Below are 20683 nucleotides of genomic sequence, written 5' to 3'. Positions count from 1 at the left end.
GTGAGGCTCCCCGAATGACCGGGGAGCCTCACCTGCTTTAACGTATAAGTCGCGTACTAACGCTGCCCCGCTTACTTGCGGCGGTAGGTCAGATCGTGCGCGCGGCGGCCCGCCTCCTGAGCCTTACGCTCAAAGCTGGTGAGGGTACGACCCTCCCAACGCGGAGCCCAACCACCCAGCGGATCCTCCTCGGTCGCACCGGCGCCAGGATTCACGTTCTCAAAGTCGGGGTGCGCCTCCAGAACCTCACGCATGACCAGGGCGTACTCCTCCCAGTCAGTCGCCAGACGCCAAATGCCGCCGGGCTTGAGCACACGCGCAACCTTATCAGCGAACGCCGGGGACACCAGGCGGCGCTTGTGGTGGCGGGACTTATGCCAGGGATCCGGGAAGAACACCCACAGCTCGTCCACGGAGTTCTCCTCAAGCATGTTGTCGAGCAGTTCGGGTGCGTTCGCCTGAGCCACACGCACGTTCTCCACGCCGGCGTTGCCCATCTTCAGCAGCAGATCCGCGATGCCGGGGGTGTACACCTCAACAGCGAGGAAGTTCGCCTCGGGCATCTCAGCCGCGCGGTGCACAATCGCCTCGCCCAGACCGGAACCAATCTCGACGACCTGGTACGCCTCACGGCCGTAAATCTTAACCGGGTCGAAAGTTGCCTCGGGTGCGACGGAGGTGTCGGTGCGCAGGCGCGGAATGTCCAGCACGTGGGTGGGGGAGTAGGTGTCCCACGCCTTCTGGCGGCGCGCGGTGAGGCGGTCGCCGCGGCGGACGAAGGAGTAGGGCTGGCGGAAGAATTCCTCGGGAACCGGCTTCTTGGCCTTTTCTTCGGTGGATTCGGGTGCCTGGCTAGGCTGCGTGTTCTCAGTAGACATACCTAAAAGAATAGCGTAGCGCCGCTATACCGTGCGGTTTCGCGGCGTGCGGGGCTGGCGTGACGCTGAACTAGCCGGGCGTGAGACTGAACTAGCTGGGCGTATGCCGGTCTGAGAAACACAGAAATTCAGCGCGCAGACAAAAGTGCGGCGGGAGCGAATACTGTTCCCGCCGCACTTTCGTGAGGTTGTTGAGTGAGTTTAGTTTGTGGGGCTTACTTCTTGGAGCCCAGCAGTGCCAGACCCGCGCCGAGCATCACGATGTTGTTTGCGAGCTGCTGGCCGTCCTGGGTGGGGCGGAAGTACTCGTCGTGCATGTCCGGGTTGCGGAAGTACATGGTCATCAGGTTTGCCGCGAATGCGGTCAGGCCTGCGCCCGCCAGGCGTGCGGGGATGAAGGGAGTCAGCAGGGTTGCGCCGAGTGCGGTTTCTGCGCCGGAGATGAGCTTGCCGAAGGTTGCTGCGTCCAGCTTGGAGACTGCGGGAACACCGGTTGCCGCCATCTGCTGCAGGAAGGCGTAGGTGCCTTCGTCTGCCTTGAGCTTCTTGACGCCTGCGTCGAGGATGAGTGCGCCGGCGGTGATGCGCAGTGCTGCGTTGGAGAACTTGCCCATGATGTTGTCCTTCTGTTCTGTAGTTGGTTGGTTAGGTTTTTGTTGAACGGTTTCTACTCTAGACTCGGTTCCTCGCCTTGTAAAGTTTTACGCGTAAAGTTTCTAAATATTTTTTGAAAACCCGACAGAAGCCTGCAGAGAAGGGGCGTGATCTAAGGGTGATGCGGGGCGTGTTTCGGGTGAAGGCTGAGGGATGCCACAGGCTCGTCCCGTCTCAATCGCCCCGTCTCAAAAATCTGGTGATGTTGTATTCCTTGTACTTGTGTGGGTATGAGGGGGTAAAATTTGAAATTATGCATTCTCTGCATAACCCTTTATCGGCGATGCAAGAAATCGGAAGCCCCGCGAAATCGGAGCCCACAAGCCCAAGCGCACCGCGCCGGCTCGGGAAGCGCGGGAACCGCCTCCTGGCGCACCGTTCAGGATTATGCACGAATACCAACCACCCGGACTCGCCCCCGAGTGAAATTTAGGGCGAATCGACGCAGGAAAGAGAAATACGTGACACAGCAGCCAATGCAGCACAACTCCGTCACTGGCCTAGACTCCGAAGCTGAGCACTCCAAGCTTCAGCGCGGACTAAGCTACCGACACATCCAGCTGATCGCTATTGGCGGCGCCATCGGCACCGGCCTTTTCCTCGGCTCGGCAAAGACTATCGCCCTGACCGGCCCCTCCATCGTCTTTGTTTACGCCATTATTGGTAGCGTCATCTACTTTGTTCTGCGCGCCATGGGTGAGATTCTGCTCTCCAACCCCAAGTACAAGTCCTTCACCGACTTCATTACCGATATCCTCGGTCTGCGCGCCGGCTTCTTCGTCGGCTGGTCGTACTGGTTCTTCTGGGTCGTCACAGGTATCGCAGACGTCATTGCTATTACCGGCTACATCAAATACTGGTGGCCGGAAATCCCAGCCTTCATCCCGGCGCTGACCGTTATCGTGGCTCTGCTGCTGCTGAACCTGCCCTCGGTGAAGAACTTCGGTGAAATCGAATTTTGGTTCGCAGTCATTAAAATCGTCGCGATTGTCGCCCTCATTATTGTTGGTGCGCTCATGGTTGCCTTCAGCTTCACCGCGCCCGACGGTACCGTCGCCTCCGTGGCAAATCTCTGGGATCGCCCCGGCCCCTCCGGTAGCGGTATCTTTACCCAGGGCCTGACGGGCTTCCTGGGTGCCTTCCAGATTGCGCTCTTCGCCTTCGTGGGTGCTGAGCTGGTCGGTACCGCCGTGGCGGAAACCGAACACCCCGAACGCACTCTGCCCAAGGCAATTAATGCGGTACCCTTCCGCATTGGCCTCTTCTACGCCCTGCCGCTGCTGACCATCCTCGCTGTCACCCCCTGGGACAAGTTGGATAAGTCCATGAGCCCCTTCGTGGGTATGTTCTCCCTGGCTGGCATTGGTGTTGCCGCCTCCCTGGTGAACTTCGTGGTGCTGACCTCCGCGGCATCTTCGGCGAACTCCGGTATTTTCTCGACCTCCCGCATGGTGTACGGTTTGGCGCATGACGGTGCCGCACCCTCCGCACTGGGCAAGCTCACCAAGAACGGCGTGCCCGCCAATGCCCTGTACCTGACCACCGTGATGCTGCTGTTCAGCCTGGTCATGCTGTACGCCGGTAGCGGCATTATGGAGGCGTTTACTGTGGTGACCTCGGTGGCGTCGATGATGGGTATCTTCACCTGGAGCATGATCCTGATTGCGTACCTGGTGTACCGCAAGAAGTTCCCGGAGCGCCACGAAGCGTCCGAGTATAAGATGCCCTGGGGTATCGGTATGAGCTGGTTTGGTCTGGTCTTCTTTGCTGTGATGGTTTACGCCCTGAGCCTGTACCCGGATACCGCTGTTGGTTTGGCTCTGACTCCCGTCTGGTTCATTGCTCTGGCTATTGGCTACGAGATTCTGACTCGCCGTCATGCGGCGAAGCGTGCACGCGTGGTGGCTTCTGAAAACACCGCTGACGAGGCTGGTCAGAAGTAGTTTCTGCTCTTTCTGCAGTGTTTCTGTGGCACTGTGGGTAAGCCCCGTTTCTGCATTCTTTTGGATGCGGAAACGGGGCTTTCTTGTGCCCTCTTGATTGGATGCTGAGCGGCATTTTTTGCACCACTTAATATGATGCAAATTATAGATATAAGTCACTTTTTTCGTGTCAAAGCATGTTCTTGCACCCTGAACACCTGTAGAATAACTATCCAAGTAGCTGTGAGAGCTCCCAGAAAAACTCCGCGTTGGTCGATAGCGTGACACTTCCGAACACAGCGCGGTAACTGGTAGAGCCCCAGTCACGCCCCGAAATCCGGGGCCGCCCCGCAAAGCAACTAGCCGCATATTCATACAGAGATTCTGTCTGCTGCGATATGACAGTTGTTATCCAGCAAAGGCACATGCGGTACGGGGTACCAACCGCAGAAAAGAGGACGTCGTGACTGAACAGAACAACGTCACCCTGAACCCTAAAGCTTCCGAACAGGGAGAGCGACTGCACCGTGGCCTCAGCAACCGCCACATCCAGCTCATCGCCATCGGCGGTGCCATCGGCACCGGCCTGTTCATGGGCTCCGGCCGCGCCATCTCCATGGCAGGCCCCTCCGTGATTTTCGTGTACATGCTTATTGGTGCCGTCATCTTCCTGGTGCTGCGAGCCATGGGCGAGATCCTTCTCTCCAACCTGAAGTACAAGTCCTTCTCCGACTTCACCACCGACCTGGTCGGCCCCATGGCCGGGTTCTTCCTCGGCTGGTCCTACTGGTTCATGTGGGTGGTCACCGCCGTCGCGGATATCATCGCAATTGTTGGCTACCTGCGTATGTGGTGGCCCGACCTGCAGGCATGGATTCCGGCGCTCGCCGTCATCGGTGTTCTGCTGACCCTGAACCTGGTCTCCGTGAAGAACTTCGGCGAAATCGAATTCTGGTTCTCCATGATTAAGATTGTCGCCATCGTCGCCCTGATTATCGTTGGTGGCGGTATGATCGCCGTCGGCTTCACCTCGCCCAGCGGCGCGCAGGCATCCGTCGCAAACCTCTGGAACGACGGCGGTATGTTCCCCAACCACTTCATTGGCTTCCTCGGCGCGTTCCAGATTGCCGTCTTCGCGTTCATGGGCTCCGAGCTGGTCGGTACCACCGCAGCGGAAACCCAGGACCCCGAAAAGACCCTGCCCAGGGCAATCAACGCCGTGCCGGTACGTATTATGGTCTTCTACGTGGGTGCGCTCGCCACCATCCTGATGGTTACCCCCTGGCGCCTCGTCAGCCCCGATAAGAGCCCCTTCGTTGCCATGTTCACCCTGGCGGGCCTGGGTATCGCCGCGCATATCATCAACTTTGTGGTGATTACCAGCGCAACCTCCTCGGCGAACTCCGGTATCTTCTCCACCTCGCGTATGGCATTCGGCCTGGCGCGCGAGCGCAGCGCCCCGCAGTTCCTGGGCAAGATCTCTAAGAATGGTGTGCCGCGTAACGCGCTGTTCCTCTCGGCCGTGATGATGCTGTCCTCCATCGTGCTGCTCTACGCGGGTGACTCGATTTCTAGCGCGTTCAACCTGGTCACCACCGTGGCTGCGGTACTCGTGATTTTCGCGTGGGCGATGATCATGGTCAGCTACCTGATGTACCGCAAGAAGTTCCCGTCGCGCCACAAGAAGTCGAAGTTCCGTCTGCCCGGCGGCCGTTTCTCCGCGTGGCTGGCGCTGGCGTTCTTCGCTTTTACCATTGGTGTGCTGACCATGAACGAGGAAACCCTCATGGGTCTGCTCGCGATGCCCGTCTGGTTCGTAATTCTGGGTATCGGCTGGGTCTTCAAGCGCCGCGCTGATGCCCGCCGCCACGAAGCAATCTCGACCCGCACCGCGCAGATTGCAATTGTGGAGGCGTCCGAGATTTTCTCGGCACGCTAAACACCCACGCTAAGCCATACTGGTTGCCAGTACCGGCTATCAGCGTACGCGTAAAGCCCGCGTCACCTGCTCCTCTCAGGGAGCGGGGACGCGGGCTTTCGCTGTCTCTAGGGATGAACCCGAGAGGCTCGGGGGAGTGCGCTTAGAGGGGCGCCACCTCAGCCTCTTCGGCAAGTGGGTCGTTATCGTCATCGGTGCGGTAGAAATCCCAGCGTTCACAACCGCAACCGGAACGCATCGCCTCAATGACGGCGGCAGCTGCCTCCAGCGGGTCGAGCGCGTGCAGGTTCCACAGCGCATGCACCGGTACCGGGTGCCTCCAGCCGTGCTCCTGCAGGAACTCAGGGTCGAAGGCGGGTAGCGCCTCGACGGTGGGTTCAAGCTCGCAGAGGAAACCGGTGGGGGAGCGGAAAACCGTCACCACGGGGGTCGGGTCAGCGTCTTCCAGGCAGGCTCCGTCGAAGAAGTAGTAGGTGCTCAGACGGCGGTTCCAGGCAAGCTGCGCGAGGCGTTCGCCGAAGACTTCCACCGTCTGCTCCCACTGGGTGCGGTGGTACGCCGCCAGGTCGGTGTGGGCGGTCTGCACCACGCCGATGCCCTGCTCGGTGAGTTCGCGGGCGCTCAGACGTGCGGGCTCTGCCTGCTCTGCCTGTTCTGCGGGAGCGTCCGCAGGGGATGCGTCCGGGGTGTCCAGCTCTGCTAGTTCTGCTTCGGTGAGCTCCGCGTTAGCCAGCTTAGCGTCAGCATTAGTTAGCTCAGCGTCGAGGAGCTCAAGCTCCTCAGCGGCGCTCGCCTCCACGGAAGCTACATTGGCTTCGTTCTTCGTCCACAGGCGCAGCTCACGGGCAATCTGCGTGCGTCCGCGATGCAGGGTCGTCTGCCAGGAGCCGAACTTGGCGCGTACCGCACCCAGCGGCGGCACCTGCTCAATCAGCGTGGGAATGGTAGACCAGTAGCCGTAGTTCAGCGCTGTCGGCTCGCGGTCGTAGCGGGCACAATAGCTCAAAAACAGGCTCAGAGTCTTCGGCGCAAAATCCTCAGGTACCGCCGCGGCGTCGATATACCACTCGTTCTCGAGCGCCTCCGCCGGGTAGATGCCGGTGCGGAGCATGCCCAGGGACCAGTTGCCGTCGCCGAGGTAGTCGTTGACCGTCTGTGCGGGGGCAGGCCACGCCGATTCGCCCTCCATACTGGCGGCAAGCAGGGTGTACAGGCTACCGCCCTCGGTGCCGATTTCTTTCACGCCGCGCAGTCGGATGTCCTCGAGGGTCTGCGCGTAGGCTTCTTCCTCCAGCTGGGAGTAGGGGTGTGCGGCAAGGTACTTGAGCGTAGCGCCGATCTTCGCCAGAACGTGCGCAATGTCTTCATTGCTGAAGTGGCGTGCCTCCAGCGCGGGCGGCAGGTCGTGAATAATATCGCAATCAAGAATCAGCGCCGCGTACTCGGGCTCCGGGGGCAGATCGTAGGCTTCCGCGAAAACGTACCAGAGGCCGCAGGCGAGCACCGTGTAGCTCGGGGCGTCTGCCGTGACCGGGCCAAACTGCCAGATGCCGGAGCTCAGCGCATAGTTCAGGTACTTCTTGTTGATGCGCGGGTACAGAAAGTTGAGGCGGCGGAGAACCTGGGTAGGGGTGAACCCCAGCGCGGCGAGTTCGGCGATGAGTTCCGCGTACTCGTCGTGAAAATCTAAGTAGCCCTCCGGCGCGTTTGATAGCGCGGCTTGTTCGCGCATGGGTCCCTCTTTCATCTGCGGGATGTGGCGGCACCATGTCGTACCGTGCCGCCGAAACCCTGAATGTGTGCACGCAGACAAGGGCGTTTGCGTGGTGTGAGGCCACCCCTTATCTGCATGAATAAGCGATATTTTTTCAAAAAATATGCTCTTTTATCTAAAATTATCGCTGAAACTAAGCACTATTCAAATACGTGAACCCCTAACACGGTTTCTTACGAAAAGATGACAAAGTTTAGCGCACTCACAGGGCAAAATGTGCGCAAAGACTCGTAATCTGCACTGGAAGATGCGATGGAAAAATACGCTTACCCGCACCCGCACAGGCGAGCAAAATACGCCCCGCGCTGACTCTATCCTCAGCACCACCGCTCAACCCATGAGCCGCGGCGAAATATGCGAAACTGGAAGGATGAGCGAACACCCCCTCCCGAGCAGCATCCGCCCGCGCGCGAATCGAGCTGCAGACCCCGCGCCCAGCAGCGCCGCCGGCAATGAACTCAGCAGCGCCGCACACCGCGAAAAACACGAAACCGGCGGCAAGACTGAGCAGCCCGCCGAGCACCTCATCAACGCGCTCGCCGTAGAAACCGGCATCGCGCCGCACCGCATCCGCGCAGCCGTGGCGCTGCTCGACGCCGACAACTCCGTACCCTTCATCGCCCGCTACCGCAAAGAAGCAACGGGCGCACTCACCGACACCCAGCTGCGCACCATCCATGCGCGCCTGGGCCAGCTCCGCGCCCTCGAAGAGCGCCGCAACCGCGTGCTCGAAGCGCTCACCGAACGCGCCGACGAAGGCCTCATCGACCCGCTCACCCTGCTGCAGCTGCGTTCCTCGCTCATGAACGCCGCCACTATCGCAGACGTGAACGCCATCTACGCCCCGTACCGCAGCGAGCGTGTGACCCGCGCCCAGATGGCGCGTGCCGCCGGGCTTGATTCCCTCGTCGAAGACCTGCTGGAGGTGCCCCTCGCTGAGGCGCACGCCATCGCCGCCGCGTACATTACCGACGGCACCGAAGATGACGAAGACGAGAGCATTGAGGTTGCAGAGGCGGACGAAGCCCTGCAGATTCACAGTGCCGAAGAGGCCCTCGACGGTGCCCGCGCGATTCTGGTTGACCGCGCCCTCACCGACCCGGTGCTGAGCGAAAAGCTCCTCAAGCACCTGCGTGAAGGCGGCGTGATTGAGTCCTGCGTGATTGCCGGTCAGGAAAGCATTGGTGCGAAGTTCTCCGACTATTTCGCCTTCTCGGACCGTATTCGTTCCATTCCGCCGCACCGCGTGCTGGCGCTGCACCGCGCCAAGGATGCCGGCGTGGTGCGCCTCAAGGTGGATGTGGCACCCGCCCCCGTGGCGCTCAGCCGCCTGCGTGGTGCCGCCCGTGCCGAAGCTGAGGCCGCCACCGAAAATTACGAGAACGTCCGTTCTGCATATGAGCGTGAAGTCGCCGCCGCGCTACGCATCCCCGTGCAGGTGCTCAACACCGTCGACGACGAAGACCGCGTGCTCGGCTGGCTCGCCGCCACCGTGCGCACCGCATGGCGCAGCCACCTGCGCCCGCGCCTCGCCGAACGCATCCGCCACCAGCTACTCGACGCCGCCGCACAGCACGCCACCGAGGTGTTCGCCTCCAACCTGCGCGATATTCTGCTCGCCGCACCCGCCGGACACAAGACCACCCTCGGCCTGGACCCGGGCCTGCGCCACGGCGTGAAATACGCCGTAGTCGACGGCACCGGTGAGCCGCTGCGCGTGGGCACCGTCTACCCGCACGCCCCGCGCAACCAATGGGCAGAAGCACTGCGCGAGCTCGCCGCCGCCTGCCGCGAGCACAGCGTGGAACTCATCGCCATTGGCAACGGCACCGCAAGCCGCGAAACCGACAAGCTCGCCAGCGAACTGATCCGCACCCTGCGCGAGGAAGGCGCAGAAGCACCCCAGAAGGTGACCGTCTCGGAAGCGGGCGCCTCCGTCTACTCCGCCTCCGCGCTCGCTGCCGCCGAGCTGCCCGACTACGACGTGACCGTACGCGGCGCCGTCTCCATTGCCCGCCGCCTGCAGGACCCGCTCGCCGAGCTCGTTAAAATCGACCCGCAGTCCATCGGCGTGGGCCAGTACCAGCACGACGTGCCGCCCGCCGCCCTGCGTCGCGCCCTCAACGACACCGTCGAAGACTGCGTGAACGCCGTGGGCGTGAACCTCAACAGCGCCTCCGTGCAGCTACTCGCGCATGTGGCGGGCGTGGGTACCGCAACCGCCGAACGCATCGTCGCCTACCGCACCGAACACGGCGCCTTCGCGAACCGCCAGCAGCTGCTGAACGTGCCGCGACTGGGCGCGAAAACCTTCCGCCAGGCGGCAGGATTTATTCGCATCCGCGGCGGTGAGGAGCCGCTGGACGCCTCCGCCGTGCACCCGGAAGCCTACCCGCTCGCGCGCCGCATTATTGCCGACGCGCAGGCGCGCAACGGCGCCCACTGGGTTGCCGGCGCCCTGGGTACCTCGGATGGAACCGACCCGCTCGCCGGGCTGAACCCCGCCGACTACGTGCAGGACAGCCACGAGCAGGACGGCCACATGCCGGAGAGTGCGGAAGGCACCGCCGGCGTGTACACGGTCGAGGACATCTTCGCCGAGCTGCGCCGCCCCGGCCTGGACCCGCGCGGTAGCTTCCGCACCGCCCGCTTCTCCGAGTCCGTCTCGCACTTCGAGGACGTGCGCCCCGGCATGGTGCTCGAGGGCACCGTCTCGAACGTGGCGGCATTCGGTGCGTTCGTGGATATTGGCGTGCACCAGGACGGCCTCGTGCACATCTCGCAGATGAGCCGCGGCTATGTGGCGAACCCGCACGATATTGTGCGCAGCGGCGACATCGTGCAGGTGCGCGTCGTGGAGGTCGACCCGGCGCGCCGCCGCATCTCCCTTTCCCTGCTGGTGGAGGACGAGAACTAGCGGGGGAGAGCACGAGCGTTCACTGACCTGTTGGGCAATCCGCGAATGATCATTCTCTAAAACCTCAGCTCCCGCAAGAGCACGCAAAAGCCCCGACAAGCACTATCCGTGCCTGTCGGGGCTTTATGTAGGTTCGATTCGAGCTCTACGCCCGAGCTACACCTTAGAAGTCGATGTTCGCCGGGTCAGCGCCAATACGACCCTCGGGGCTGGAAAGCGCATCCACAGCCGCGATGTCCTCAGCGGTCAGCTTCACGTTCACCGACGCCAGGTTCTCCTCAATGCGGGAGGGGGTCACAGACTTCGGGATAGCCACGGTGCCCTTAGCCAGGTGCCACGCCAGCACAACCTGCGCGGGGGTTACGCCGTGGCGCTCCGCAATCTCAGCCAGCACGGGGTTCTGCAGCAGGTCACTACCGTTACCCAGCGGGCTCCACGCCTGGGTCGCGATGCCGTACTCGGCGTGAACGGCGCGCAGTGCCTCCTGCGAGAAATAGGGGTGCAGCTCAATCTGGTGGATAACCGGAACCACGCCGGTCTCCTCGATAATCTCGCGCAGCTGCTCCTCGGGGAAGTTCGAAACACCAATGGAACGGACCTTACCCTGCTTCTGCAGCTCAATCAGCGCACGCCAGGAATCCAGGTACAGGCCCTGCTGCGGCTTAGCCCAGTGAATCAGGTACAGGTCAACGTAGTCGGTGCCCAGCTTCTCAAGGGACGCCTCGAACGCCTCAAAAGCGCTCTCGTAGCCCTGGTCGGAGTTCCACAGCTTGGTGGTGAGGAAGATGTCTTCGCGAGCCACGCCGGAGTTAGCGATAGCGCGGCCTACGCCCGCCTCGTTGCCGTAAATAGCGGCGGTGTCGATGTGGCGGTAGCCGATCTTCAGGGCGGTGCCCACAACCTTCTCCGCGACCTCGTCCTCAACCTGCCACACGCCGTAGCCCAGCTGCGGAATGGATCGGCCGTCGTTGAACTTTACGTTCGGTACGTTGTAGCTCATGATGCTCCTTAGAGTGGGGGAGGCGGTGCCTCCCGAAGAGTTGCTTTGGATAGTTCTACAAGGCTACGCCCCAGAGCCCCCGTTGAGAAGAGCCGGGCCAGAATCGGGCGTGAATCTAGCCTGAGGCGTAACCAGATGACAAAAAATGACGGGTGCTAGAAATACCGCTCAGCCCGGACGGCTACCGTTCTACGCCGGCGGGCTACCGCTCGACAGCCGGCGCAAACAGCTCGCGCACATCCTCAGCCGTCACCGCCGCGGAGGCGAACTCACCCTCACCAACCACCGCATCGAAGAGCGCGGCCTTCGACTCCTTGAGCTGCATGACCTTCTCCTCGATGGTGCCCTCGGCGACCAGGCGGTAGACGTGCACCTCCTTGTCCTGGCCGATGCGGTGAATACGGTCCACCGCCTGCTGCTCGGCGGCGGGGTTCCACCACGGATCCATAATGAACACGTGATCCGCTTCGGTCAGGTTCAGACCGAAACCGCCAGCCTTGAGCGAAATGAGGAACACCGGCTCCTGACCGCTCGTGAACGCCTCGATGACCTCGGCGCGGTTGCGGGTCGAACCGTCCAGGTACAGGTGGCCGATGCCCTCCTCCGCCAGGCGCGCCGAAATGCTCTTGAGATAGCCGGTGAACTGGCTGAACACCAGCACACGGTGGCCCTTCTCGAGCAGGTCGGGTAGCTGCTGAACCAGGTAGTCGCGCTTGACCGACGACACCCCGGCGTAGGCGTCCGGATCAATCAGCGCGGCATCAAGCGCCAGGCGGCGTAGCAGAGTCAGCGACTGGAAGATCGTGAACCGGTTCTTATCCATATCCTCCAGCAGACCCAGCACCTTCTGGCGTTCACGCTGCAAGTGAGTGTCATAGATGCGGCGGTGACCGGGAGCCAGCGGTAGGTTCACGCGCGTATCGTTCTTCGCCGGAAGCTCCGCCGCCACCAGCTCCTTGGTACGGCGCAACATAATCGGGCGGATGCGCCGGCGCAGACGAGCAGCCGTTGCCGCGGCGTGCGCCGGGTCCTCACCGGACTCCGCCGGGCGAGCGTACAGGTCACGGAACGCACGGGCGGAGGGGAACAGACCGTCCGCCACAATTGCCAGCAGCGCCCACAGCTCCATGAGGTTGTTCTCAATGGGCGTGCCGGTCATCGCGATCTTGGTGCGGGCGGGCATTGCACGGGCGATGGACCAGGCGCGGGTGCCGGTGTTTTTGACGAATTGCGCCTCGTCCAGCAGGAGCGCACCCCAGCCTTCGGGGGCGGAGAGTTCGCCCGTGAATTCGTCAACGGCGCGGCCCAGCGTGCGGGCGTAGCCGGTGTATGCGTCCTCGTCCATGCGCAGCAGTGTGTAGCTGGTCAGCACCAGGTGCGCCCCGGCAATCCGCTCGGCCAGCGGGGTCTTACCGGCGGTGGTTTCGGTGATGGTCACGACCTTCGCCTCGGGCAGGAAGCGTTCCGCCTCCGCCGCCCAGTTGGTGATGACGGAGGTCGGGGCAACCACGAGGAAGGGCGCGAACGGCTCGACGCTCTCACCGCGCTCGGTGGTACGTTCGGAGACAGCACGGTGCTCCTCAATCGCGTGGGCGAGCAGGGCGAGAGCCTGCACGGTCTTACCCAGGCCCATATCGTCGGCGAGAATACCGCCCAGACGCTGCTCGTACAGGAAGGACAACCACTGGAAACCCTCCACCTGGTAGGGGCGTAGGGTCGCCTGCAGGCCGGCGGGTACCGGGCGCTGAGCGATAACCTGGCGGGAGGTCTTCTGAGGTGCGGGGGAATCCTGAGTGCCCTTGTCGAGTGCTTTTTCAGTGCCCTTTTCGGGGTTCTCTTCGGTGCTTTTCTCGGCATCCTCCAAGCCCTCAACCAGCTCCAGTAGCGAACGCACCTGAGCATCCCAGCGTGCGGTCGTATGCACACTCGCCGCCAGCGACTCCAGCTCAGAGAACAGCCCCGCCTGGTGACGGTTAATGCGCAGCTCACCGCCCGCATCGTCAAGTTCGCGAGCCTCCGCAATGAGGGTGCGCAGGGTCTTAAACTCGGGTCGACGCAGCGAGAAATAGGTGCCGTTACCGAGCAGAATACGGTCCGCCCCGCGATCGAGCGCCTCAAAAATCTGTGCGAACGGCACGGTCCAATTGTTGACCTTCACCGCAATGCCCAGGCCGAACCAGTCACGAGAATTGCCCTCGCTCACGGTGATTTCAATCAGTGCGTCGGTTGCCTCCACGAACTCCGGCGGAGTGCCGTTAAAACGCACCTGAACAGCGGAAACACGGCGAAGTTTCGGCAGAATCGCGCTGAGCAGCTCGCGGGTTTCCCAGCCTTCGATGCGGCGCTCTTCCAGCCCGGAAAGCGCCGGGTGGGCAGCAAGAATGGCGCGCACCGAACGCAGTACGCGCGCCTCAAAACGCTCATCGCGAACCTCGCCGCCCTCTTCACCGGGGTAACCGAAAACGGGCAGGGAGTACACATCGGAGGCACCCGCAGAGTCCTGTGCGCTCGCCTCCTCTGCACTGTCCTCCGCGAAGGGGTTCAGCGGGTACTCCCAACGCCAGCTCAGCTGCGCGTCGTGGCGTACCTGCTCGTCAAAGCTGATTACAAGCACCAGATGCGGCGGCTTCACGCGAGGTAGCGCCAGCGCCGGATCGGGGGTCAGCGAGGGAATGGAACGGCTGAGCGCGGGCAGATACTCCTTCTGGAACGTGGCGCGTTCCGCGGCGGGAATGTGTACGGTTCCGGCATTAATGAGCGATTCGGAGGCGGCATCGAGCGGCTCAACCAGGGGGATGAGCGCCAGCTCCACGCCCTCGGGCAGTTCGGGCACGGCGGGGGAGTATCGCACCCGTTCACCCTGCGCTGGGTTGATGGTCGGGGTAGAGGGCTCAGTAGGCGCCTCCTGCGCGTCCTTTTGGGCAGTCTTTTGCACGAAAGATTCGCGGCCCACTTCATCCAGCGCGCCGGGGCGCGCGGTCTTCCAGTGCACCGCCTTTGCCGCCTGTTCGTACTCCTGCTGGGCGAGCCCTCCCAGGGCAAAGAAGCCGGTGCGCGGGGTGCCGATGGGGTGGCAGTGCGCGGCGGGTAGCCAGAGCTGGCGCAGTAGTTCGCCTTCGCGTCCTTCCCAGCTGAGCGCGGCTTGAAGCTGCAGTCCGGCGCCTTCCGCGTGTTTCTCTTCGCTGGCGGCGGCGTGCAGGCGCACCTGTGCGGGGCTCAGCACGGCGTAGTTCACTTCGCGACCGTTGACGAGCAGGGGCAGGCCAATATCCTCCGCGCGGGCTAGTACATCCCAGAGCAGAGTGGAGGCAGAAGCGCTGATTGAGATCCAGTCGCGGTGCGAGGAGTACATGTTCTGCCAGGGGCGGGCAATCGAGTAGAGCTCGGCGAAGAATCGTTCGTGTTCGGGGTAGATTTCGTGCCGCCCGACGGGCCCGCCCACGCTGGAGGCGAAGGTTTCCCAGCTGAGTCCGCCCTTGATCCAGCGCCCGGTTTGGACGCCATGAGCGGGCGGGCGAGCAGGTTAATGCTGGGGGTTGCACCGGGCATATTGCGGCCGCGCGCGTAGGAGCCGGAGACGCTCAGCGAGAAATCCAGGGCACCGCTCACGCGCATCGAATCAATGCCCGCAAGGTCCTGACGTGCGGAAAGAACGGAGGAGAGGTCGCGCCGCCATGCCGAGATTTTGGTGGCGGATGCCTCTGCCTGCAGGCTCGGGGAGGTGCCTAGCTCGTTGAGCGCAAAGCTTCCCTGGGGGTTTGCGGGCTCGGCAGCCGCTGCATCGGGCGCGGGCAGTTTCGCCGCGGTGGTGAGTGCACCGGAGGCGCGCAGTGCTGCGAGCGGGTCGGCGGATTTCTTCGCCTCCGCAACGTCCACGCTCTTTGAATCTGCGGATCCCTTTGCCTCTGCCGCCTCCTTTGCCGCGGCACCGGGTACGCCGACCGGTCCGGGGTGTTCGCTGAGTGCCTTTTTCGCTACGGAGGCGCGGTCGAGCGCGGTGAGCATGAGCGCTACGGCGTGCTTGCAGTCGGTGAGCACGGGGCAGGTGCAGCGGGCGGTGAAGGTTGCGGAGCCGCTGACGGCGGGGAAGAAGCGAATGGTCACTTCGTAGGGGATGATGGTGCTTCCGTTGACGAGCCCGGTGAGGGTTCGCTCGTCTTCGTCGTAGCTGTAGCGGATGACTTCGCGGTTGCGCTGGTAGGCGACACCGCGCTGGTAGGTGCGGTGCCCGGCCTGGCGAATGATCTGCGGTACGGTGACGGGAATTTCGGGGAAGGGGTTGTTGGCGCTCACCAGCTCATTATCGCGTATTGTACGGGCTTGCGCCTTGTTGCCGGTCATTTGCTGGCGGCCGCCGGGCTGGTTGCTGGGCTGACTGCCGGGCTGGTTGCCGGGGCGAATATTGAGCGGTGGTTTGGGGCGTATTTCGTATTTTTGGCGGGGAGTTTTTAACGCATAAAAACACCGGTATTCACATAAGATATTCCGCACCGTATCAAAAATTCACCCCATTTAAAACGTTCCCACAAGCCAAAATGCTAATAATCTAAATCTCTTTCACAAAACGCTTTACTTAACTTGAGAAAATGCTGTAAGCTAAACCCAGCTTCAAGAGTTTCGACTGATAAGCTCCGACTATGGTCGAACGCCAACCCCATGTTCACGGGTGGCTCGGATGACGAAGCGGTTTGTATTCACCACCGGAATAACCGGTGGTAATTGGTACAGACAAGAGCAACGCGAAAGGATCGCGCCACTCACGGCGCAGGTTGTCACATGTACAACGGCTCTGCAACCCAAGCAGCAATCTCTCTGAACCCCTCCCGCTCCTACCAGGAAAGCCTGCGTGCCGCAGCTGTACCCGCGCGAGGCGGATACACCGCAGTCAGCATTGACGATTACTCCCGCATTTCTTCTAAGCGCGACGAGTTCCTGAACTTCCTTCTTCTGCCCAACCCCGAGGGCATCCCCGCTATTGAGTACGCCGGTCTGCGCGTAGCGTAGCATTAGGGGTATGAATTTCTCCGGTATGCTCCTGGACTCCGACGTTCTTGCGGAGATCCGTAAGGCGGATCCTGACCCCGCCGTGGTCGCTTTTCTGCGCCGCCGCTCGTTCCGACACATGTACATTTCTGTGCTGAGTATTGGCGAGCTGAAGGGCCTGTACCCCTACCCGGAAACTGATCGCTGGATTACCGAACTTCTTGAGCGCTTTGGTGACCACGTTATTAATGTGGATGCGCGTGTGAGCCTCGAGTGGGCCGGTCGTCAGGCGCCGCTCGGTGCGCATGCTGTGGGTCGTGATGATGCCGGTCCGCTGCCTACCGCCGCCCTGGAGGGTCTGATGGCGGCGAGCGCGAGCGCCTATGATTTGGAGCTGATTTCTTCTAAGGCGCAGGTGTACCGCGCCTGGGGTGTTGAAGCTTCCAACCCGTGGACTGAGGATTAAAACTTTGCCGGATACGCGCCCTCGCGTGCGTGTCTGTATGAATACCTGTGTGAATAGTTGTGAGAACCCGCTTTCGAGTGTTAATCGGAGGCGGGTTTCGTCGTTAATTCGTGGCATGATTGAAGGACGATGAAAAGCACCTCACCTATCTCGCGTTATTCCATGCCCATGCCTCTGTGGCTTCAGGGTGTTGTTGAGCTAATTGTTACTGCCCTGTTCTCTGCGCTTGCTGTGTTTGCGGCGATGTCTGCCGTGTGGGCGACCAAGGGTTTTGGCGACATGGAGTTCTCCTCCGTGGCCGCCATGTCGGCGCACCTGTGGCTTCTGATTCACGGTGTTCCTTTGGATCTTGCGGCTGCTTTTGGTGCTTCTGCCGGCACGATGACGCTGGTGCCGCTGGGTTTGAGTGTTCTGCCTCTGCTGCTCTGTTACCGTTCGGGTCGTCGCCTGGCGCGCGCCTCGTATGAGGGTGAGTTTTTGATTCCGGTGCTGTCCGGTTCGGTGACTTATGCGCTGATTAGTTCGGCGATGTACGGTTGGGCGAGCCCGCATCCGCAGCCTCTTCAGGCGTTGAATGCTGCCCTGGTGCCTTTGGGTATTGTGGTGGCTGGTCTGATGTGGGGTGGCTACCGTGAGGCGCGTTCGCTCTCGCGCATGGTGGGTGTTGATACTGCGGAGCAGATTTCGCAGATGAGTCAGTATTCGCGTTGGGCGGGTTCGTACGCCTGGGCTGTGGTGCGTGCTGCGGTGGTTGCTTTTGTGGCGCTGGTCGGTCTGGGCGCGGTGCTTTTGGGCATCGGTATTTTGGCGGGCTGGTCGCAGATTGTTGCCACCTACCAGGAGCTGCACGCGGGCGCTGTGGGTGATACTGCGGTGACTTTGCTGCAGCTGGGTTTCTTGCCGAACCTGGTGATTTATGCGATTGCGTGGTCGACCGGTGCCGGTTTCTCCTTTGGTGCGGGTACCTCGGTTGGTTTGACCAGTAGTGATGCCGGTACTTTGCCGATGCTTCCGATTCTGGGCGCTGTGCCCGAGTCGATGGGCACGTTCGGTCTGGTGGGTCTGCTGGTGCCGCTGGGTGCCGGTGCGATTGCTGGCTGGTGGTTCTTGCGTGAGGGTGAGGATCACCTGGATGAGTGGGTTGCCCTGAAGGTTCCGTTCCGCCCGCTGTCTGCGCTGATTTCTGCGGTGGTGCTGGGTGTGATGACCGGTATTATGACGTCGTTTGGTGCCCTGTGGCTGGGCTGGATTTCGTACGGCTCCCTGGGCATTGGTCGTTTTACGGAGGTTGGTGCTGAGCCGCTGACTTTTGCGGCGCATACCGCGTTGACGGTGGGTGCCGGCGTGACTTTCGGTATGTTGCTGAGCCGTGCCCTGGTGCCGGATAGTAGCCGTGAGCTGCCTCGTTTTGCGGATGAGCGCCCGAACCTGGGTGAGCGTCTGATGAGTTTTACTGCCTCGACCCGTGAGCGTTTTGCACAGGGCCGTGAGCATTTTGCGGAGCGTCGTGAGCAGCGTGCGCAGGAGCGTGCGGAGCGTATGGAGCGTGAGGCTGAGGAAGCGGCCGCACGTGAAGCCGCTGAGCGTGAAGCTGCAGAGCGCGAGGCTGAGGAAGCTGCGGCACGCGAGGCGGAAGAGACGGCACGCGCGGCTGCATCTAAGAAGGCTTCTGAGAAGAATGTTTCTGAGCCTGAGCAGTCTGTTGTGTCTGAGGTGGCGACCGGTCATGTTCCGGTGCATCCGCAGGAGCCGGTGGTTGCCGTCCCCGTGGAGGCGACCGAGCAGCTGGCGCAGCGTGCGGCGGCGGATGCTTTCGCCGAGATTGTTGCAGAGCGCGAAGAGGCGGCTGAAGAGCCCGCTTCCGAAGAGGCTGCTGCTGAAGAGAGCCCCGCTGAGAAGTACGAGCCGATTGAGGCCGTTCAGCAGGTCGATTACCTGCACTCTGCCCATGCTGACTCTGCCTACGTTGACTCTGGGCAGGCTGAGGATTACGAGAGCATTGAAGCATCTGTTGAGCCTGCCTCCAATGAGCATGCTGCTGACGAACACGGCACCTATGATCCCGCCCTGTACGCGCATGACCCCTCCGAGGAGGAGACTCGCGAGCTGATTCAGGAGCCCGTCTACGAGGCTGCTGAACCTGTGGCAGCTGAGCGTGAGAGTGCTGTTGAAGAGCCCGCGGAGCAGGCGCCGCGTTCGAAGGGCCGCGCGAGCCGCATTATGGCGTACTTCGGCTTTGGTATTGAACAGCCTGCCGCAGCGCAAGGTGCCGAGCCGACTGAGGGTTCCCACGCTGAACCCGCCCCGCAGGATTCCGCGCAGGACCGCGCGCTTGAGCGTGCGCAGAAGCGCGAGGCGAAGAAGGCGGCTAAGGCGGCACGCAAGAAGCAGAAGAACGACCTAGAGCGTGATTTTGTGAATCGTGAGCTGGATGTCCTCTCTGCCGATCAGGCGATGAACCGCATCTTTGAGGTTCGTAGCCAGACCGGCATCCTTCCGCTGGTGACCGATGAGGCGTCTACCGTGGAGCTGCCCCCGCTGGATGTCAGCTCCTCGAAGTCCCAGGGCTCTAATGCGCAGGGTTCTAACGCCCGCAAGAAGAACTAGCGCGCAGAACCCCTAACGAGCTGCAGAAGAGCTAGAGCTGGACGTGCCGGTGAGCTTGTCCATCGTGCCCTGGAACTTCTGGTCGCAGGTGTACATGTCGGTCTGGGTCAGCGCGGCGGCGCGGCACTCCCGGTACTCCTGCGCGCCGGGCATGAGGGCAAGACCGATGCCGCCCAGCAGGGTCATTGCGCCGTAGATAATGCTGACGCCCGCGGCAATGTAGAAGAACCAGGGGCCGCGGTATACCGCGGTGCGCACGATCGCAATAATGCTCAGGGTAATGCCGGCGAGCGCGAAGAGGAAGAGCGCCAAGAAAAGCGGCATCGTGGAGAGCACGAAGGAAGACGCCGCAAAAATCACCAGCGCGGCAGCAATCAGCATGAGCGAGGTGCGAATATTCGCTTTCTGCTGTTCGATGGGGTCGATGGGCTTGCGCGGCTTCTTACCCTGAGGTCCTCGAGGCTGCGGCATCATGTTCTGCGGTGCCTGCTGCGGTGCGTTGTTCGGTGCGTTGTTTGGAGTGTTCTGCGGGGGAGTAGACATACCTATAAGGGTACCGTCCCGTGCGCCCGCGACCTATTGAGTATGCGGCCTATTGAGGTCGCGACCTGTTGAGTTTGCGCCCAGTAAACCCCGGTGCCCCCCATAAACCCCCATGAACTCCAGTGAACCCCGGTGAGGATTCATCCCGCCGGGTTTCTTTGTGCTCACCTTTGGGTTTTGGGTGTTTTGTGAACCTCTTACCCCCTTTGGATAAGGGTGTGAGACGGGTTATACTAGTCGGGTGCGAATTGTGGTTATGGTATCCGGCTCCGGAACGAATCTTCAGTCCATCCTCGACGCTGTAGCAGCGGGCGAGCTTCCCCTCGACATTGCGGCAGTGGGCGCCGACAAGCCCTGTCTGGGTATTGAGCGTGCCCAGGCGGCGGGTGTACCCACCTTCCTGGTTCAGCCCGGCGACTACGCCGACCGCCCCTCCTGGAACCGCGCGCTGGAAGAAAAGATCGCTTCCTACGACCCCGATTACATTGTGTTCGCCGGCTTCATGCGCATTGTTGACGCGCAGCTGGTCGAGCGTTTCAGCAACCGCATTATTAACACCCACCCCGCCCTGCTACCCTCCTTCCCGGGTGCGCACGGCGTGCGTGACGCCCTGGCGCACGGTGTGAAGATTACCGGCCTGACCGTCCACTTTGTGGATGCGGGCGTTGACACCGGCCCCATCCTCGCCCAGGCGGCAGTGCCCGTTCTGGACGACGATACCGAAGAGACCCTGCACGAACGCATTAAGGTGCAGGAGCGCCGCCTGCTCGTGCAGACCATCGCGTCTCTCGCTGAATCCCACGGTGCTGTGTCTGACAGCTAATTCCGCCCACTGATTTTTCGCGGCGGAATGAGCCGAGCTCAAACCCCGCCGCCCACACACGTTCCGTTGTGCCCATTTGACGCGCTCACCTTAGCGTCACGCACAGCGGCGGGGAATACCCCCACACATGCCCTGTCTATCCGGGCAGGCTACGTCCATCCACCAGCTGTGCCGCCG

At 61.9% G+C, this 20683-nt stretch carries 13 protein-coding genes, 1 pseudogene and 1 riboswitch; of the genes and pseudogenes, 7 read left to right on the top strand and 7 right to left on the bottom strand.

Translation table 11 applies throughout. The features are described from left to right. Nucleotides 1-71: 71 nt before the first annotated feature. Nucleotides 72-878 (bottom strand): tRNA (guanosine(46)-N7)-methyltransferase TrmB, encoded by an 807-nt coding sequence (trmB, locus tag HMPREF2980_RS09005; RefSeq protein WP_049337491.1) that lies wholly within the window; start codon nt 876-878, stop codon nt 72-74. Between the two features lie 215 nt (nt 879-1093). Beyond that, entirely contained in the window at nt 1094-1492 is a 399-nt protein-coding gene (locus tag HMPREF2980_RS09000; protein ID WP_049355829.1) for a hypothetical protein, read from the bottom strand. 516 nt (nt 1493-2008) lie between these two features. Here HMPREF2980_RS09000 and HMPREF2980_RS08995 point away from each other — a divergent pair. After that, complete coding sequence (locus HMPREF2980_RS08995) at nt 2009-3475, top strand: amino acid permease (protein ID WP_070691496.1); 1467 nt, start codon at nt 2009-2011, stop codon at nt 3473-3475. 442 nt (nt 3476-3917) lie between these two features. Continuing rightward, nucleotides 3918-5393 (top strand): amino acid permease, encoded by a 1476-nt coding sequence (locus HMPREF2980_RS08990; RefSeq protein WP_070691494.1) that lies wholly within the window; start codon nt 3918-3920, stop codon nt 5391-5393. A gap of 142 nt (nt 5394-5535) precedes the next feature. Here HMPREF2980_RS08990 and HMPREF2980_RS08985 read toward each other — a convergent pair whose 3' ends face one another. Further along, a complete protein-coding gene (locus HMPREF2980_RS08985) occupies nt 5536-7125 on the bottom strand; it encodes a dehydrogenase (protein ID WP_070691493.1) in 1590 nt (529 codons plus the stop codon). Between the two features lie 412 nt (nt 7126-7537). Between HMPREF2980_RS08985 and HMPREF2980_RS08980 the strand changes: the two genes are divergently transcribed. Continuing rightward, nucleotides 7538-10084 (top strand): helix-hairpin-helix domain-containing protein, encoded by a 2547-nt coding sequence (locus HMPREF2980_RS08980; RefSeq protein ID WP_210399300.1) that lies wholly within the window; start codon nt 7538-7540, stop codon nt 10082-10084. Nucleotides 10085-10247: 163 nt separating this feature from the next. On the opposite strand, the gene HMPREF2980_RS08975 is transcribed toward HMPREF2980_RS08980, so the two are convergent. The 3 genes and pseudogenes from HMPREF2980_RS08975 to HMPREF2980_RS09670 form a co-directional block, all read right to left on the bottom strand. Beyond that, complete coding sequence (locus HMPREF2980_RS08975; RefSeq protein WP_070691491.1) at nt 10248-11084, bottom strand: aldo/keto reductase; 837 nt, start codon at nt 11082-11084, stop codon at nt 10248-10250. Between the two features lie 202 nt (nt 11085-11286). After that, the gene (locus tag HMPREF2980_RS08970) at nt 11287-14526 is read right to left on the bottom strand and encodes a DEAD/DEAH box helicase (protein WP_246823712.1); all 3240 of its coding nucleotides are present in this window, start codon (nt 14524-14526) and stop codon (nt 11287-11289) included. A gap of 605 nt (nt 14527-15131) precedes the next feature. Further along, nucleotides 15132-15425: pseudogene (locus HMPREF2980_RS09670) on the bottom strand (hypothetical protein); the annotation flags it as partial. 265 nt (nt 15426-15690) lie between these two features. Further along, nucleotides 15691-15825: riboswitch (SAM riboswitch) on the top strand. Nucleotides 15826-15860: 35 nt separating this feature from the next. Between HMPREF2980_RS09670 and HMPREF2980_RS08965 the strand changes: the two are divergent. From HMPREF2980_RS08965 to HMPREF2980_RS08955, 3 genes are all read left to right on the top strand, one after another. After that, entirely contained in the window at nt 15861-16088 is a 228-nt protein-coding gene (locus HMPREF2980_RS08965) for a hypothetical protein (protein ID WP_049327886.1), read from the top strand. A gap of 10 nt (nt 16089-16098) precedes the next feature. Continuing rightward, nucleotides 16099-16533, top strand: a complete 435-nt coding sequence (locus HMPREF2980_RS08960; protein ID WP_005506797.1) for a PIN domain-containing protein — start codon at nt 16099-16101, stop codon at nt 16531-16533. Nucleotides 16534-16662: 129 nt separating this feature from the next. Next, nucleotides 16663-19140 (top strand): cell division protein PerM, encoded by a 2478-nt coding sequence (locus tag HMPREF2980_RS08955; RefSeq protein WP_070687422.1) that lies wholly within the window; start codon nt 16663-16665, stop codon nt 19138-19140. 12 nt (nt 19141-19152) lie between these two features. Here HMPREF2980_RS08955 and HMPREF2980_RS08950 read toward each other — a convergent pair whose 3' ends face one another. After that, complete coding sequence (locus HMPREF2980_RS08950) at nt 19153-19683, bottom strand: 4-hydroxyphenylpyruvate dioxygenase (RefSeq protein WP_070691489.1); 531 nt, start codon at nt 19681-19683, stop codon at nt 19153-19155. A 256-nt stretch (nt 19684-19939) separates the two neighbouring features. On the opposite strand from HMPREF2980_RS08950, the gene purN reads away from it, so the two are divergent. After that, nucleotides 19940-20506 (top strand): phosphoribosylglycinamide formyltransferase, encoded by a 567-nt coding sequence (gene purN / locus HMPREF2980_RS08945; RefSeq protein WP_070691487.1) that lies wholly within the window; start codon nt 19940-19942, stop codon nt 20504-20506. Nucleotides 20507-20683: the final 177 nt, after the last annotated feature.

This window comes from Rothia sp. HMSC076D04, assembly GCF_001814645.1.
Lineage (GTDB): Bacteria > Actinomycetota > Actinomycetes > Actinomycetales > Micrococcaceae > Rothia > Rothia mucilaginosa.
The sequence above is the reverse complement of the archived record's forward strand: the minus strand, read 5'-3'. Positions and strand labels throughout refer to the sequence as shown.

Coding starts and splice junctions, on each gene's coding strand:
- trmB (WP_049337491.1), bottom strand. CDS start 878: ATGTCTACTGAGAACACGCAGCCTAGCCAGGCACCCGAATCCACCGAA.
- HMPREF2980_RS09000 (WP_049355829.1), bottom strand. CDS start 1,492: ATGGGCAAGTTCTCCAACGCAGCACTGCGCATCACCGCCGGCGCACTC.
- HMPREF2980_RS08995 (WP_070691496.1), top strand. CDS start 2,009: ATGCAGCACAACTCCGTCACTGGCCTAGACTCCGAAGCTGAGCACTCC.
- HMPREF2980_RS08985 (WP_070691493.1), bottom strand. CDS start 7,125: ATGCGCGAACAAGCCGCGCTATCAAACGCGCCGGAGGGCTACTTAGAT.
- HMPREF2980_RS08980 (WP_210399300.1), top strand. CDS start 7,538: ATGAGCGAACACCCCCTCCCGAGCAGCATCCGCCCGCGCGCGAATCGA.
- HMPREF2980_RS08975 (WP_070691491.1), bottom strand. CDS start 11,084: ATGAGCTACAACGTACCGAACGTAAAGTTCAACGACGGCCGATCCATT.
- HMPREF2980_RS08965 (WP_049327886.1), top strand. CDS start 15,861: ATGTACAACGGCTCTGCAACCCAAGCAGCAATCTCTCTGAACCCCTCC.
- HMPREF2980_RS08960 (WP_005506797.1), top strand. CDS start 16,099: ATGAATTTCTCCGGTATGCTCCTGGACTCCGACGTTCTTGCGGAGATC.
- HMPREF2980_RS08955 (WP_070687422.1), top strand. CDS start 16,663: ATGAAAAGCACCTCACCTATCTCGCGTTATTCCATGCCCATGCCTCTG.
- HMPREF2980_RS08950 (WP_070691489.1), bottom strand. CDS start 19,683: ATGTCTACTCCCCCGCAGAACACTCCAAACAACGCACCGAACAACGCA.
- purN (WP_070691487.1), top strand. CDS start 19,940: ATGGTATCCGGCTCCGGAACGAATCTTCAGTCCATCCTCGACGCTGTA.